Origin of the sequence: Stenotrophomonas sp. (genome assembly GCF_032099025.1) — a bacterium.
In the GTDB taxonomy this organism is placed as follows: Bacteria; Pseudomonadota; Gammaproteobacteria; order Xanthomonadales; family Xanthomonadaceae; genus Stenotrophomonas.
In genome coordinates this window covers 142210-156774 of the sequence record NZ_DAMCID010000005.1, presented here as the reverse complement: position 1 = coordinate 156774, position 14565 = coordinate 142210, and the positions used below count along the sequence as shown (strand labels likewise).

14 protein-coding genes are annotated in these 14565 nt (G+C 65.0%); 8 read left to right on the top strand and 6 right to left on the bottom strand.

Annotated elements, in window-relative coordinates:
* Positions 1–88 precede the first annotated feature (88 nt).
* From RT456_RS05740 to RT456_RS05710, 7 genes are all read left to right on the top strand, one after another.
* Positions 89–388 carry a hypothetical protein gene (locus RT456_RS05740; protein ID WP_313343695.1) on the top strand — a complete coding sequence of 100 codons (300 nt, stop codon included), beginning with the start codon at positions 89–91 and terminating at the stop codon, positions 386–388.
* A gap of 191 nt (positions 389–579) precedes the next feature.
* Positions 580–936, top strand: a complete 357-nt coding sequence (locus RT456_RS05735) for a hypothetical protein (RefSeq protein ID WP_313343768.1) — start codon at positions 580–582, stop codon at positions 934–936.
* A gap of 1239 nt (positions 937–2175) precedes the next feature.
* Positions 2176–4731, top strand: a complete 2556-nt coding sequence (gene mutS, locus RT456_RS05730) for a DNA mismatch repair protein MutS (protein ID WP_313343766.1) — start codon at positions 2176–2178, stop codon at positions 4729–4731.
* Positions 4732–4813: 82 nt separating this feature from the next.
* Positions 4814–5422, top strand: a complete 609-nt coding sequence (locus RT456_RS05725) for a DUF937 domain-containing protein (RefSeq protein ID WP_313343764.1) — start codon at positions 4814–4816, stop codon at positions 5420–5422.
* Positions 5423–5595: 173 nt separating this feature from the next.
* Positions 5596–7833 carry a catalase/peroxidase HPI gene (gene katG / locus RT456_RS05720; protein ID WP_313343692.1) on the top strand — a complete coding sequence of 746 codons (2238 nt, stop codon included), beginning with the start codon at positions 5596–5598 and terminating at the stop codon, positions 7831–7833.
* A gap of 138 nt (positions 7834–7971) precedes the next feature.
* A complete protein-coding gene (locus RT456_RS05715) occupies positions 7972–9126 on the top strand; it encodes an AAA family ATPase (RefSeq protein WP_313343689.1) in 1155 nt (384 codons plus the stop codon).
* A gap of 2 nt (positions 9127–9128) precedes the next feature.
* Positions 9129–9800, top strand: a complete 672-nt coding sequence (locus RT456_RS05710; RefSeq protein WP_313343686.1) for a hypothetical protein — start codon at positions 9129–9131, stop codon at positions 9798–9800.
* 80 nt (positions 9801–9880) lie between these two features.
* On the opposite strand, the gene RT456_RS05705 is transcribed toward RT456_RS05710, so the two are convergent.
* Together RT456_RS05705 and RT456_RS05700 are read right to left on the bottom strand one after the other, a co-directional pair.
* On the bottom strand, positions 9881–10291 hold the full coding sequence (locus RT456_RS05705) for an RNA-binding S4 domain-containing protein (RefSeq protein ID WP_313343683.1): 411 nt from the start codon (positions 10289–10291) through the stop codon (positions 9881–9883).
* A gap of 9 nt (positions 10292–10300) precedes the next feature.
* Positions 10301–10606 (bottom strand): hypothetical protein, encoded by a 306-nt coding sequence (locus RT456_RS05700; protein ID WP_313343681.1) that lies wholly within the window; start codon positions 10604–10606, stop codon positions 10301–10303.
* Positions 10607–10670: 64 nt separating this feature from the next.
* Between RT456_RS05700 and RT456_RS05695 the strand changes: the two genes are divergently transcribed.
* Entirely contained in the window at positions 10671–12125 is a 1455-nt protein-coding gene (locus RT456_RS05695) for an MATE family efflux transporter (protein ID WP_313343678.1), read from the top strand.
* 207 nt (positions 12126–12332) lie between these two features.
* Here the strand turns inward: RT456_RS05695 and rplS are convergent, their stop codons facing one another.
* The 4 genes from rplS to rpsP form a co-directional block, all read right to left on the bottom strand.
* The gene (gene rplS / locus RT456_RS05690) at positions 12333–12740 is read right to left on the bottom strand and encodes a 50S ribosomal protein L19 (RefSeq protein ID WP_313343675.1); all 408 of its coding nucleotides are present in this window, start codon (positions 12738–12740) and stop codon (positions 12333–12335) included.
* A 191-nt stretch (positions 12741–12931) separates the two neighbouring features.
* Complete coding sequence (gene trmD / locus RT456_RS05685) at positions 12932–13675, bottom strand: tRNA (guanosine(37)-N1)-methyltransferase TrmD (protein ID WP_313343672.1); 744 nt, start codon at positions 13673–13675, stop codon at positions 12932–12934.
* 3 nt (positions 13676–13678) lie between these two features.
* Entirely contained in the window at positions 13679–14191 is a 513-nt protein-coding gene (rimM, locus tag RT456_RS05680) for a ribosome maturation factor RimM (RefSeq protein WP_313343669.1), read from the bottom strand.
* A 42-nt stretch (positions 14192–14233) separates the two neighbouring features.
* A complete protein-coding gene (rpsP, locus tag RT456_RS05675) occupies positions 14234–14494 on the bottom strand; it encodes a 30S ribosomal protein S16 (RefSeq protein WP_313343667.1) in 261 nt (86 codons plus the stop codon).
* Between the last annotated feature and the right edge of the window lie 71 nt (positions 14495–14565).

The following is a 14565-nucleotide window of genomic DNA, read 5'->3' as shown; positions in this document are numbered from 1 at the left end:
CGGGGTGCAATGGGGTGAGTGCGTCGTCTGCAGTGAACGGTCAGCACTGCTAGAGTCGCGGTGACCGGGCGCAGATGGACAACACACAATGAAGACCACGGATCCGCTCGTGCTGGTGCTGCGAGGCAGCACAGTCAGCGACATCGCCAGTTTTTACGGCGAGGTCAACCGGGTCTTCATGGCCGACGTGGAGTGGCAGCTCGGGCACAGTCTGGATGCGCTGGATGACATGATGTATGGACCGGCCAGCTACGGCTCAGCCCACCAGACCCGCTGGCTCTATCCCGACAGAGCGAGCAACATTGTTGCGAACGATATGACCGCTTTCGATAGACGACCTGGAACGCCTCTGCAAGACTGGGCTACCGGGTCGCGAGCCACAGGCTAAGCTGTGGGCAATCCATGAAAGCGCTCATGCTCTCAGCACTTAAGCTTAAGGGGGCCTCGGGCGGGCAACGACCGCATGCATCGAAGAGCTATTGGAAACTTGGACCGCCAAGAGCATCCCAAACCATGCAAATCAATGAACCAAAACTCGCGGTCACTGTTCCAATGAAAGCGGAGGCACTTGCAACGCTAATGGCCATATCACTGGTAGGGTGTGCCGCAGCACCTCCGGTCGCACGCACTCCCATTGAAGGCCCTGTGCGTCTGGGAGAGATCGCTGCGGTCGACGGGCCAAAGGTGCGCCCGGACCGGGTTATCGAAGACAGCCGTTGCCCGGTCGACGTTCAATGCATTCAGGCCGGCCGACTCATCGTCAGGTCGACAGTGCTCGGTGGCGGCTGGTCCAAGGAGCTTGACCTCACGCTGGGCGTCCCGGTCCCTGTAGCTGATGGGATGTTGACGCTAATCGGTGCTACGCCTGTGCCCGTTGCTGGGGAGACCTCCGGGTCCGCCGCCCGCTTCACCTTCAAGTTTCAGGGCGGACGCTAGCCCCGCCATCGGGGCCGACGAAACCAACGCGAAGGAGAGGGATACCAACGACATTGCTCGCGGGATTACCAATTCCGTCGGCGCAGCGATCGTTGACACCCCCATGTATGGCTATGGATCTGGCGACGGGACATTTACGACTCCCCCGCCGACTCCTCCTCCGTCCGGCGGCGGTAATAGCGTTGGTCGCACGAATCCTCGCCCACCGCAGCAGGAGATGTAGTGTGTTGAAGACCTCCAGACTTCGCGCCCCCGCTAAGCTGCTGTTGATCGCAAGCTGCTGCGCCTCTGCGGCATCCAGCGCCTCTCCCCGTGAGGACAGGCATGCTTCCGGTGCAGTCACGGCCTGCTCCACGTCACACCAGGTCTTGATGGCATCCGACATCGCGCCCGCTACCGACGTGGGCCAGATCAGTCGTTTGGTGTCGTCGGACGCCTGGGCGACAGACGCACTAAAGGTGACATCTGCCCGCTCACTCTCAGGCGCTTGTATCTCGAAAGTGGATGGGTACGACGGGAGCAACTTGGGCTACAAAGGCGGCACCCTTGTCCGGAGAGTGAATGATGGCCTTCAAGATGTTCCCCAGAGTGAGCAAAAGGGGATTTACGAGCGCCTTTACCAACGAACCCACAACAGTCCAGGCGCACCGTCTACCTGGTCTGGCGGCACCCTGGCTTCTGGAGTCCAGCTGGGGGCCGCTCGATGCCCATCGCCAGCCGGGGTCTACTTGTCCAGCTGGCGGAAGGGAGACTCGACCTTGTTAGGGGTCTATTCCCGAGATTCTGGCAACGGTGCTGTCTCGGACGTCAAAAGGCTGGCTACGGTGAATGGCCCGGTGCGAGCGGTCGGTTTCCTACCGAGCCCGGACACCGACGATGGCCAGCTGTATCTGTCCATCGAAAACGGAGAGAAGCTGGAACTGGTCACTGTGAGGCTGACAGGGATAGAGGGCCTGGCGGGCTGCCCCTGAGCTGATCGGAAGCGAGTGTCTCCCCACTAGAATCAGATCGCATCTCCAATGATCGATTGAGTAAGGGCGGCCGGCCAAACAAGGTGTGCTGTTGCATCGCATCGAGCTGGGCGAGTGGTGCCGGCGGCAGACGGAGGTGCGGCCTTGGCCGTCCGGTCCGGGCGGCCTTCGGTGCTGCCCTCCCCTACAATGTGACGTCCGGCCGCCCCAAGGCCCCGCCACCGATGGACCCCGCGTGACCCAGAAGCCCGCCGAACACACCCCGCTGATGAAGCAGTTCTTCGCCGCAAAGTCCGAGTTCCCGGACCTGCTGCTGTTCTTCCGCATGGGCGATTTCTACGAGCTGTTCTACGACGACGCACGCAAGGCGGCGCGGCTGCTGGACATCACCCTCACCCAGCGCGGCAGCTCCGGTGGCGCCCCCATCCCGATGGCCGGCGTGCCGGTGCATGCCTACGAAGGCTATCTGGCACGGCTGGTGGCGCTGGGCGAGTCGGTGGCCATCTGCGAGCAGATCGGCGACCCGGCGCTGGCCAAGGGCCTGGTGGAGCGCAAGGTGGTGCGCATCGTCACCCCCGGCACCGTCACCGACGAGGCGCTGCTGGACGAGCGCCGCGACACCCTGCTGATGGCGCTGTCGCGCGGCAAACACGGCTACGGGCTGGCCTGGGCCGACCTGGCCGGCGGTCGCTTCCTGGTCAACGAGGTCGATTCCGACGACGCGCTGGAGGCCGAACTGGCCCGGCTGGAACCGGCGGAGCTGCTGGTACCGGATGAAGAGAACTGGCCCGATTTCCTCAGGCACCGCACGGGCATCCGCCGCCGCGCGCCGTGGCTGTTCGACGCCGACAGCGGCCGCCGCCAGCTGCTGGCGTTCTTCAAACTGCACGACCTGACCGGCTTCGGCATCGACGACAAGCCGCGCGCCACTGCCGCAGCGGGCGCCCTGCTCGGCTATGTGGAAGAAACCCAGAAACAGCGCCTGCCGCATCTGACCGCGATCGCCACGGAGACGGCCAGCGAGGCGATTGCGATGAATGCCGCCACGCGTCGCCACCTGGAACTGGATACGCGCGTTGACGGCGATACCCGCAATACCCTGCTGGGCGTGCTCGATACCACAGTGACGCCGATGGGCGGACGCCTGCTGCGGCGCTGGCTGCACCGCCCGCTGCGCCTGCGCGAGGTGCTGGTGCAGCGCCACGATGCCGTGGCCACGCTGATTGACCGCGGTGCCGAGCGCGATGTGCGCGACGCGTTCCGGGCGCTGGGCGATCTGGAACGCATCCTCACCCGCGTGGCACTGCGCTCGGCGCGCCCGCGGGATTTCTCCACCCTGCGCGATGGCCTGGGCCTGCTGCCCGAGGTGCGCGCGGTGCTGGCACCGCTGGACTCGCCGCGGCTGGTGGCGCTGCATGACGCGCTGGGTTCGCACGACGCGTGCGCGCACCTGCTGGCCTCGTCGATCGCCCCCACCCCGCCGCTCAAGCTCAGCGATGGCGGCGTCATCGCCGAAGGCTTCGACGCCGAGCTGGACGAGCTGCGTCGGCTGTCCACGCATGCCGACCAGTTCCTGATCGACCTGGAGCAGCGTGAGCGCGCCAGCAGTGGCATCCCCACGCTGAAGGTCGGCTACAACCGCGTGCACGGCTATTACATCGAGATCAGCAAGGGCCAGTCCGAGAAGGCGCCGGTGCACTACACGCGCCGCCAGACCCTGACCAATGCCGAACGCTACATCACCGAAGAACTGAAGTCCTTCGAGGACAAGGTGCTATCGGCGCGCGAACGTTCGCTGTCGCGCGAGAAGGTGCTGTACGAGCAGCTGCTGGACACGCTGGGCGGCCAGCTGGAACCGCTCAAGCAGTGTGCCGCGGCCCTCAGCGAACTGGACGTACTGGCCGGCTTCGCCGAACGCGCACAGGCACTGGACTGGGCCCGCCCGGAACTGGACACCGCCCCATGCCTGCGCATTTATCGCGGCCGCCACCCGGTGGTGGAGGCGGTGCGCGAACAGCCGTTCGAACCCAACGACCTGGACCTGCACGCGGACCGCCGCATGCTGGTGATCACCGGCCCGAACATGGGCGGTAAATCCACCTACATGCGCCAGAACGCGTTGATCGTGCTGCTGGCGCATATCGGCAGTTTCGTGCCGGCCAGCCGCGCGGTGATCGGCCCGATCGACCGCATCCTGACCCGCATCGGCGCCGGCGACGACCTGGCGCGCGGGCAGTCGACCTTCATGGTCGAAATGAGCGAGACCAGTTACATCCTGCACCACGCGACCGCGCAGTCGCTGGTGCTGATGGACGAGATCGGTCGCGGCACGTCGACCTACGACGGCCTGGCCCTGGCCGATGCGGTGGCCCGCCACCTGGCCTACGAGAACCGCTGCTACACGCTGTTTGCCACCCACTACTTCGAACTTACCGCGCTGGCCGACGAGCAGCACGAAGGCGGCGTGAGCGGCATCGCGAACGTGCACCTGGATGCGGTCGAGCACGGCGAGGCGCTGGTGTTCATGCATGCCGTCAAGGATGGCCCGGCCAACCGCAGCTTCGGCCTGCAGGTGGCCGCGCTGGCCGGCCTGCCCAAGGCGACCGTAGCGCAGGCGCGTCGCCGCCTGGCAGAGCTGGAACAGCGTGGCGGCGAGAGCCAAGCCGCGACGATGGCCCCGCAGGCGTTGGATGCGCCGCAGCAGTTCGGGTTGTTCGCCACCGCGTCGAACAAAGCGCAGGAGGCCTTGGCCGCGCTTGACCCCGATGAGCTGACCCCGAAGCAGGCACTGGAGGCGCTGTACCGGTTGAAGGCGTTGATTTGACCGGTAGCGCGTGAAGCCTTCGCATTCCCTTCGTGTAGACGGCGTTATCCTCCGCCGGTCCCATCCCGGGCCGAAGGAGTCGATCGTGAATACGGAATCGCTCACCACATCCCTCTTGTCCCAGTTGCAGCAGGGCCAAGGCCTGCAGCAGGTGTCCCGGCAGCTGGGCGTTGACCAGGGCCAGGCCTCGCAGGCGATCAGCGCGGCGCTGCCGCTGCTGATGGGCGCGCTGGGCAGCAATGCCAGCCAGCCCCAAGGCGCGCAGTCGCTGCTCAATGCCCTGCAGCGCGACCATCTCGGCGGCGGGGGCGGCGGCGGCGGATTCGATCTGGGCAGCGTGCTCGGCGCGGTGCTCGGCGGTGGCGGCGGCAATGCCACCAATGGTGCCGGCATCCTCGGCCATGTATTCGGCGGGCAGACGCCACAGGCCGCGCAGGTGCTGGGTCAGAAGACCGGGCTGGACAGCGGCAAGGCCGGCCAGCTGCTGGCGATCCTGGCGCCGATCGTGATGTCGTTCCTGGCCCAGCGCTTTGCCCAGCAGGGCAATTCAGGCGCACTCAGCCAGGCACTCGGCGCCGAAGCGCCGCCTGCCGCTGCCGGAGGGATCGGCAGCCTGCTCAATGCGTTTGACCAGGACGGAGACGGCCAGTTCGGCCTCAGCGATGTCATGGGCATCCTCAACAAGCGCTGAGCTGCGCGGGGGTCGTCGGCCACCCTGGCCGGCGACCACTCAATAGCCCCCGCCTATCCATTCAGTTAGTTCATTCGAATTTACCAATTGCAGTGCGGTGCATAGGGTGGGTGAGCTGCCCTTGCCCCTCGCAAGGTCCAATCCACATTCGCCAGTCCACAGGTAATGAACCCATGAAAAGCGAAGCAAAGTGCCCGTTCAACCATGCTCTTGTTGGCGATGCCACCACCAATCGCGACTGGTGGCCCAACCAGCTGCGCGTTGACCTGCTCAACCAGCACTCTTCGCGGTCCCACCCGCTCGACGCGGGGTTCGACTACGCGCATGCCTTCGGCACGCTCGACTACGCCGCGCTCAAGGCCGACCTCACCGCGCTCATGACCGATTCGCAGGACTGGTGGCCGGCCGACTTCGGTCATTACGGCGGGTTGTTCGTGCGCATGGCCTGGCACAGCGCCGGCACCTACCGCATCGGTGATGGGCGCGGCGGCGGCGGCCGTGGCCAGCAGCGTTTCGCCCCGCTCAACAGCTGGCCGGACAACGTCAGCCTGGACAAAGCCAGGCGCCTGCTGTGGCCGATCAAGCAGAAGTACGGCCAGGCGATCTCCTGGTCCGACCTGCTCATCCTCACCGGCAACGTCGCGCTCGAATCGATGGGCTTCAAGACGCTGGGCTTCGCGGGCGGACGCCCGGATACCTGGGAACCGGACCAGGACGTGTACTGGGGCCGCGAGACCACGTGGCTGGGCGGCGATGTGCGCTATGCGCACGGCTCCGAGGGCGTGGTCGAAGACCACGGCGTGCTGGTCTCCGATGACGACGCGGACGGCGACATCCATTCGCGCAACTTGGAAAATCCGCTCGCCGCCGTGCAGATGGGCCTGATCTACGTGAATCCTGAAGGGCCGGACGGCAACCCCGATCCGCTCAAGGCGGCGGCGGATATCCGCGACACCTTCGGGCGCATGGCGATGGACGACGAGGAAACCGTTGCGCTCATCGCCGGCGGCCACAGCTTCGGCAAGACCCATGGTGCCGGCCCGGCCGACAACGTGGACGTGGAACCGGAAGCGGCCGGGCTGGAGAGCCAGGGCCTGGGCTGGGCCAACACGTTCCGCAGCGGCAAGGGCGGCGACACCATCACCAGCGGCCTGGAAGTGACCTGGACCCGCACCCCGGCGCAGTGGAGCCACGACTTCTTCGAGATCCTGTTCGGCAACGAGTGGGAGCTGACCAAGAGCCCGGCCGGTGCGCACCAGTGGGTCGCGAAGCATGCGGAAGCCGTGATCCCCGACGCGCATGACCCGTCGAAGAAGCACCGCCCCACCATGCTCACAACCGACCTGTCGCTGCGCATCGATCCGGCCTACGAGAAGATCTCGCGCCGCTTCCTGGAGAACCCGCAGGCCTTCGCCGATGCGTTCGCACGCGCGTGGTTCAAGCTGACCCACCGCGACATGGGGCCGCGCGCGCGCTACCTCGGCCCGGAAGTGCCGGCCGAAACCTTCATCTGGCAGGATCCGGTGCCGGACGCACCGCAGGCCCAGATCAGCGCGGACGACGTGGCCGCGCTGAAGCAGAAGATCGCCGCCGCGGGATTGAGCGTGGCCGAACTGGTGTCCACGGCATGGGCGTCGGCGTCCACCTTCCGCGGCTCGGACAAGCGCGGCGGTGCCAACGGCGCGCGCATCCGCCTCGCCCCGCAGAAGGACTGGGCGGTGAACCAGCCGCGCCAGCTGGCCAAGGTGCTGGCCGCGCTGGAGAAGATCCAGGGCGGGTTCAAGGGCAGCGGCGGTGCGCAGGTGTCGCTCGCCGACCTGATCGTGCTGGCCGGCGCGGTCGGCGTGGAGCAGGCGGCCAAGGCCGGTGGGCATGAGGTCAGCGTGCCGTTTACCCCGGGCCGCACCGATGCCAGCCAGGAACAGACCGACGTTGAATCGTTCGCGGTGCTGGAGCCCTATGCCGATGGTTTCCGCAACTACGTCAAGGGTCGCTACAGCGTGCCGGCCGAAGCGCTGCTGATCGACAAGGCGCAGCTGCTCACTCTGACCGCGCCGGAACTGACCGCGCTGGTCGGTGGCCTGCGCGTGCTGGGTGCCACCGTGGACGGCAACACCCAGGGCGTGCTGACCGACCGGCCGGGAACGCTCAGCAATGACTTCTTCGTCAACCTGCTGGACATGGGCGTGCAGTGGAAGGCCAGCGGCGATGGCTATGAAGGCAGCGACCGCAGCACCGGTGCCAAGCGCTGGACCGGCAGCCGTGCCGACCTGGTATTCGGCTCCAACTCGGTGCTGCGCGCGGTGGCCGAAGTGTATGCCAGTGCCGACGGCGGGAAGAAGTTCGTGCAGGACTTCGTCGCGGCCTGGTCGCGGGTGATGGAACTGGACCGGTACGACCTGCACCGGTGAGGTGGGCTTGCGGGGCGCACGACCAACGGTCGTGCGCTACTCCCATGTCGGCTCTGACCCCCTGTACGCACCGGCGCCGCGACCTCGCTACAATCGCGGCATCGGCCGGCACCCCGGCCCCGCAGGATGTGAGCGCCCGTGATCAGAGAAATCCAGATCGAGAACTTCAAGTCGATCAAGAAGATGAAGCTCGACCTGGGTCGGGTCAATGTCTTCATCGGCGAAAACGGCTCGGGTAAAAGCAACATCCTTGAAGCGATCGCCTTGGCGGGGGCGGCTACGGCCAATAAGCTCGACAACGAGTTCCTTGCTTCCCGAGGTATTCGTGCAGTAGAGCCCAGGCATATGCGATGCGCACTTGGTGGAAGTGAGAGCATGGAGATCATCAAGATCCAAGCCTTGGCGTCTGATGGAACCAATGCAGAGTTTGAGCTTTCTCACGACGGCAAGCCTTATTCGCATTGGGAACAGGCTGAGCAGGCAATTCCATTCTTGGGCAAAGAAGGATTCCGTCTACTTTCGAGCACGCACTCTGCCCTGAAAGACAAAGCTGATCTTGGAAGGGATGATCTGTTAGCTCTCATAGTGCAACTCAGCAGAACCATGAAAGGCAGCGAGACGAATTCGAGTCTCCTTGAGGGCTTCGTGATCTATTCCCCCGAGAATGACGCACTTCGAATGTTCCAGAGGGAAGGACAGATTGAGCCTCTCGGAATTCATGGCGAAGGTCTTCTAAAGCTCCTGCAGGTGCTGAGCCAGTCTCCCGAGTACCACCAAGTCATTGCGTCGGTACGGGCGCGACTGGCCGTACTAGGATGGTTCGAGGATCTAAGCGTTCCTGATCCATCTGTCGCGTTGGACTCAAAAATCGAAATCAAAGATCGCTTCCTGCGGGACGAAGCTGGTACGTTGAACCAGATCAGCGCAAACGAGGGTTTCCTTTTTCTGCTGTTCTACTTCTGCCTCTTCTCCACTGAGCTGACCCCCCGCTTTTTCGCAGTTGATAACGTAGATGCTTCGCTGAACCCGAAGCTCTGCGCGCACCTTGTCACCGAGCTTGCCGCACTGGCGACAGCCAACGACAAACAATCCATCCTTACCACTCACAATCCGGCGACATTGGACGGCTTGGATTTGAAAGATGACGAGCAGCGCTTGTTTGTGATCTCTCGTGGCGATGAGGGCGAGACGAAGATTCGTCGCATCAAGCAGAAAGATGGCAGCACTGCGGACGTTAAGCTTTCAACGGCCTTCATCAATGGATACCTGGGCGGCCTGCCGAAGAACTTCTGATCATGGACGAGAACGAAGTCAGCTTTGCGTTGGTCACCGAAGGCATTACGGACCAGGTCACCCTCGAGGCCATTCTCAAGGGGCACTACAAGCGTTTCGATGGGGACATCGACGTCGTAGTGAATTCTATCCAGCCGATCCGCGATGCCACTGATGCTTCAAGGCAAGGCGATTTCGGCGGCTGGGAAAGGGTATTCGAGGCATGCGCCAGGCCCGAGGTTTCGGACAATGCCCTGACGTTTAACCAGTACCTGATCGTGCAGATCGACACCGACATGGGCGACCATCCGAACTTCGGGTTGCCACTCGCGCCCGGCGGCGTAGATGTCGACGAGACCACTCTCGTCGCACAAGCCCGGGCGCTGATCGCCACCAAGTTTGGCGACAAGTGGCCTCACATTGAAAACCGGGTATTCACCGCTGTCTCGGTGCATTCGCTGGAATGCTGGCTGATGGCGCTACATGCACTGGCAGAAAACAGGTCAACGAGGCGCTGTGACGAGCGCCTGCGGCAGGAGTTGGCAAGGCAGAACAAGGCCTATGACAAGAATCACGCCTGCTACGCGGAGATTTCGAAAGATTTTCGAAAGACCAGGCTTTTGGATTCCGCAAGAGCGCGCTGCGTGAGCCTTGACCATTTCGTGAGCGATTTACCGCCGCCCGTAGAGGCCTAGCACCGGGCAGCGCTGCCCCCAACCACGCACCGCTTGGGCCGGCCAACGGCCGGCGCTACCGCAGGGGCGTGAACAGATGTCTACAGCGCGTCGAGGTCGCCCAGCGCGCGGATCAACTTTCGCGCACGTTTGTCCGGGCGATGTTCCGGCGGCTGGTAGCCGTTCCTTGCCGCCGCACGCTGCGCACGCAGCTCCGCACGCCGCGCACGCGAGGCTTCGCTCTCTTCGTACAGCTGCTGCGCCACCGGCGCCGGCCCGCGCAGGTCGCTCAGCCCACGCACCTGCACGTCATATACCTCGTCACCACGACTGATCTGCAGCTGCTCGCCCACGCGCACCGCGCGCGACGATTTCGGGCGCTGCCCGGCGACGTCCACCTTGCCCGTTTCCACCGCCTGCTTGGCCAGGCTGCGGGTCTTGTAGAACCGTGCGGCCCAGAGCCACACATCGAGCCGCACGGCGGCGGCCACCAACGGTTGTGCTTCGATCATGCGCGTGGTTCAACTCCCCGGCTCGGCCGGTCGTCGGTTCAGCGGTTGCGGTGCCGAGGGATTGCCACGGCAGCCGGTGCCACCGATCAGCACGGGAACCCCCGCATCCAGATCGCGTCGCTGGCTGCCGACCTGGCATTCCGGTCGGTCCATGGGCCGTACCTGCGCATCGCGCAGGCGGTCGTCCGTACTCGAACATGCGGGCAGCAGGGCGGCAATCAAGAGCGCCAGCACGGCGGGCATGAACCGGTCAGCCGGGAAGGCCGGGCGTCGGCCAGCCGCCGGCACGACGGGGGGGGGAACGGCGATGCGCATGGCGATATCCCACTGACGGGCGTGGTGCTAGTGTGCCCCTCTCCAGGCTCGATCTCCAGAACACATGGCCAAAGCGCCGCTTGACCTGACCACCGGCCCGATCGGGCGCAATCTGTTCCTGTTCGCGCTGCCGATCCTGGCCGGGAACATCGCCCAGTCGCTGAACGGGTCGGTGAATGCCGTCTGGGTGGGGCGGTTCCTGGGCGAGGCGGCCCTGACGGCCACCGCGAACGCCAACAACATCATGTTCTTCCTGATCGGTTCGGTATTCGGCATCGGCATGGCCGCCACCATCCTGATCGGCCAGGCCATGGGTGCGCGCGACCTGCCGCAGGCGCGGCGCGTGATGGGCACCAGCGCGACCTTCTTCATCGGGCTGTCGGTGGTGATCGCCATTGCCGGCTGGTGGCTGTCGCACCCGTTGCTGGCGGCGATGGGCACGCCGGCCGCGTCGCTGCCGCTGGCCGAGGCCTACCTGCGCATCATCTTCCTGGCCATGCCTACGCTGTACGCGTTCGCCTTCCTCAGCTCGGCACTGCGCGGCGTGGGCGATTCGCGCACGCCGTTCCGTTTCCTGCTGCTGTCGGTGCTGCTCGACATCGGCTTCAACCCGCTGCTGATCTTCGGCATCGGCCCGTTCCCGCAACTGGGCATTGCCGGCGCGGCGTGGGCCACGCTGATCGCGCAGACGCTGTCGCTGATCGGCCTGCTCTGGTACATGCGCAACAAGCGCCACGTGCTGTGGCTGGGGCGCAAGGACATGGCGCTGTTCAAGATCGATCCGCAGATTCTGCGCGCGCTGGTGGTCAAGGGCGTGCCGATGGGTCTGCAGATGGTGCTCATCTCGCTGTCGATGATCATGATGATGACCATGGTCAACAGCTACGGTACCGACACCGCCGCCGCGTATGGCGCGTCGCTGCAGTTGTGGACCTATGTGCAGATGCCGGCGATGGCGATCGGTGCGGCGTGCTCGTCGATGGCCGCGCAGAACGTGGGCGCCGGCAACTGGGACCGCGTGCGCGGCACCGCGCGCAGCGGCGTCCTCTACAACTTCCTGCTTACCGGCGTGCTGATCCTGCCGCTGATCCTGCTCGACCGCTACACGCTGGCGCTGTTCCTGCCCGATGGCAGCGAAGCGCTGCAGGTGGCGCGCCACCTCAACCACATCGCGGTGTGGTCGTTCCTGTTCTTCGGCGTCAACTTCGTGATCTCCGGCGTGGTCCGCTCCACTGGCGCGGTCATTCCCCCGCTGCTGATCCTGGCGGTCTCGCTATGGGGCATCCGCGTGCCGTTCGCGGAGCTGCTGCAGGCGCGCTGGGGCGCGGACGCGGTGTGGTGGAGTTTCCCGATCAGCTCGTTCTGCGCGATGCTGCTGTCGCTGGCCTATTACCGCTGGGGCGGCTGGCGCACGTCGCGCATGCTGCCCAGCCACCGGGAGGAAATGGCGGCGCCGGCGGAAATTCCGGCATCACCGCCCTCGCCGGTTGCCGACCCGGACCCGCGCCCAACCCCGTAGTGCCACGCCCTGCGTGGCAATCAGGGAATCAGGGGATCAGGGGATCAGGACGATGCGCCCATCCGGCGTTGATGACCGCCCAGCGAAGAGCAGCCACGCAGGGCGTGGCTCTACGAGCGATCTGATCGGCATCCAGATGCCAGAAACGCAAACGGCCACCCGAAGGTGGCCGTTTGCTGACGCGACAACCGAGGTTGTCGGTCGGTATTACTGGGCAGCCTTGGCAGCCAGGCGGGCGACCTTGGCCTGTGCAGCGGCGGCCAGATCTTCCTTGATGCGGGCAGCCTTGCCTTCCAGGCCACGCAGGTAGTACAGCTTGCCGGAGCGGACCTTGCCACGACGCTTCACTTCGACCGAGTCGATGATGGCGCTGTGGGTCTGGAAGACGCGCTCGACGCCGTAGCCGTGCGAGATCTTGCGGACGGTGAACGCGGAGTTCAGGCCGGCGTTCTTGGTGCCGATCACGACGCCTTCGTACGCCTGGACGCGCTCACGGTTGCCTTCCTTCACCTTCACGTTGACGACGATGGTGTCACCCTGGCTGAACTTCGGCAGCTCGCGGGTAATCTGGGCGGATTCGAAGTCCGAAAGGATGGTTTTGTTCAACTTGCTCATGGGTGCACCGATTGTGTTCGTTCGGGTGGGCGTGTCATTCGACAACGTAGGCTCATGCAGTCACCGGACTGTGCTGCACGTTTTTTGTAGGGTTTCCACCATCCGGCATGAAAGGCCCGATGGGAATCCGCAATTCTAACCAGTTTTGGGGCGGGTTGCCAGATCCCGGTAACGCCGGGCGTTGGCCGGGGTTACCCCAGTTCCGACCGGGCCTGGTCCAGCAACTGCCTGTCGGCCTTGGACAGGCCGGATTCGTCCAGCAGGTCCGGGCGGCGGAGCCAGGTCCGCAGCAGCGACTGCTGGCGGCGCCAGCGGGCGATGGCGGCATGGTTGCCCGAGCGCAGCACGTCCGGGACAGTGCCCCATTCATGTTGCGCCGGATGGCTGTAGTGCGGGCAGTCCAGCAGCCCCTGCGGGCCTTCAAAACTGTCCTGCGCAGCCGATTCTGCATCGCCCAGCGCCCCCTCCTGCAGCCGGGTCACGGCATCGACGATGACCGCCGCGCCGAGCTCACCGCCGGACAGGACGTAATCGCCGAGCGAGATTTCCTCGGTGACCTCGGCCTCCAGGAAGCGCTCATCGATGCCTTCATAACGACCGCAGAGCAGGATCATGCGCGGCAGCGCCGCCAGCTCCCGGACCTTGGCCTGGGTCAGCGGCGTGCCCTGCGGGCTGAGGTAGATCACCGGCGCTGGCGCCGGATCGGCTGCCTTGGCCGCGGCCAGGCAGGCCCGCAGCGGCTCGATCAGCATCACCATGCCCGGGCCGCCACCGAAGGGACGGTCGTCCACCCGGCGGTAGTTGCCTTCTGCATAGTCACGCGGATTCCAGCCATGCAGGTCGAGCAGGCCGCGTTCGGCCGCACGGCCGACCACGCCAAGCGCGGCCGACTGCGCCATGAACTCCGGGAACAAGGTGACGACGTCTATTCGCACCGGTTAGAACTCCGGGTCCCAGTCGACGACGACCAGGTTGGCGTCAAAATCCACCGACACCACGAAATCCGGCTGCACGAACGGAATCATCCGCTCGCGGTCGCCCTGCACCACCACCACGTCATTGGAGCCGGTGGAGAACAGGTGCGAGACCCGACCCAGTTCGACGCCTTCGACGGTACGCACCTGCAGCCCTTCCAGATCAACCCAGTAGTACTCATCGGGCTTGGGCGGCGGCAGAACGCTGCGGGATACATAGACGTCGGTTCCGTACATCGACTCGACCACATCGCGGTCGGTGATATCGGGAAACACCGCCACCAGGTGCTTGCCGGACTGACGTCCGCGCGCGCCGCTGAGGGTGCTCTCCTGGCCGGCGGGCGTCCGCAGGATCCAGGGCTGATAGTTGAAGATGGCGGTACGCGGCTCGGTCCAGGACTCGAGCTTTATCTCGCCTCGCACACCAAAAGCGCCGACAATCCTGCCCAGCAGGATGCGGCGCTCGGTATCTTTCATCTGTATAGACCGATGGGCCGCGGCAGGCGCGGCCCTCAAGGATCAGGCCGCGGAGGCCTGGGCCTTGGTCGCTTCCTTGTACAGGTTGCGAACCTTGTCGGTCAGCTGGGCGCCGTTGGCAACCCATGCGTCGACCTTCGGGATGTCCAGCACGATGCGTGCTTCGGCACCCTGGGCGACCGGGTTGTAGTAACCCACGCGCTCGATGTTGCGGCCGTCACGCGCGCTGCGCGAGTCGGTCACGATGATGTGGTAGAAGGGACGCTTCTTGGCGCCGCCGCGGGTCAGTCGAATCTTGACCATGGTGTTGTTTCCTCAATTGCCCAGTCGCCAGGATGGCGCGGTAAGCCGGCGATTATAGCGGCGCCCCCGGG

What these genes read in the sequence shown, in the direction of transcription:
- RT456_RS05740 (WP_313343695.1), top strand. Translation starts at nt 89, where the DNA reads ATGAAGACCACGGATCCGCTCGTGCTGGTGCTGCGAGGCAGCACAGTC.
- RT456_RS05735 (WP_313343768.1), top strand. Translation starts at nt 580, where the DNA reads ATGGCCATATCACTGGTAGGGTGTGCCGCAGCACCTCCGGTCGCACGC.
- mutS (WP_313343766.1), top strand. Translation starts at nt 2,176, where the DNA reads ATGAAGCAGTTCTTCGCCGCAAAGTCCGAGTTCCCGGACCTGCTGCTG.
- katG (WP_313343692.1), top strand. Translation starts at nt 5,596, where the DNA reads ATGAAAAGCGAAGCAAAGTGCCCGTTCAACCATGCTCTTGTTGGCGAT.
- RT456_RS05710 (WP_313343686.1), top strand. Translation starts at nt 9,129, where the DNA reads ATGGACGAGAACGAAGTCAGCTTTGCGTTGGTCACCGAAGGCATTACG.
- RT456_RS05705 (WP_313343683.1), bottom strand. Translation starts at nt 10,291, where the DNA reads ATGATCGAAGCACAACCGTTGGTGGCCGCCGCCGTGCGGCTCGATGTG.
- RT456_RS05700 (WP_313343681.1), bottom strand. Translation starts at nt 10,606, where the DNA reads ATGCGCATCGCCGTTCCCCCCCCCGTCGTGCCGGCGGCTGGCCGACGC.
- RT456_RS05695 (WP_313343678.1), top strand. Translation starts at nt 10,671, where the DNA reads ATGGCCAAAGCGCCGCTTGACCTGACCACCGGCCCGATCGGGCGCAAT.
- rplS (WP_313343675.1), bottom strand. Translation starts at nt 12,740, where the DNA reads ATGAGCAAGTTGAACAAAACCATCCTTTCGGACTTCGAATCCGCCCAG.
- rimM (WP_313343669.1), bottom strand. Translation starts at nt 14,191, where the DNA reads ATGAAAGATACCGAGCGCCGCATCCTGCTGGGCAGGATTGTCGGCGCT.
- rpsP (WP_313343667.1), bottom strand. Translation starts at nt 14,494, where the DNA reads ATGGTCAAGATTCGACTGACCCGCGGCGGCGCCAAGAAGCGTCCCTTC.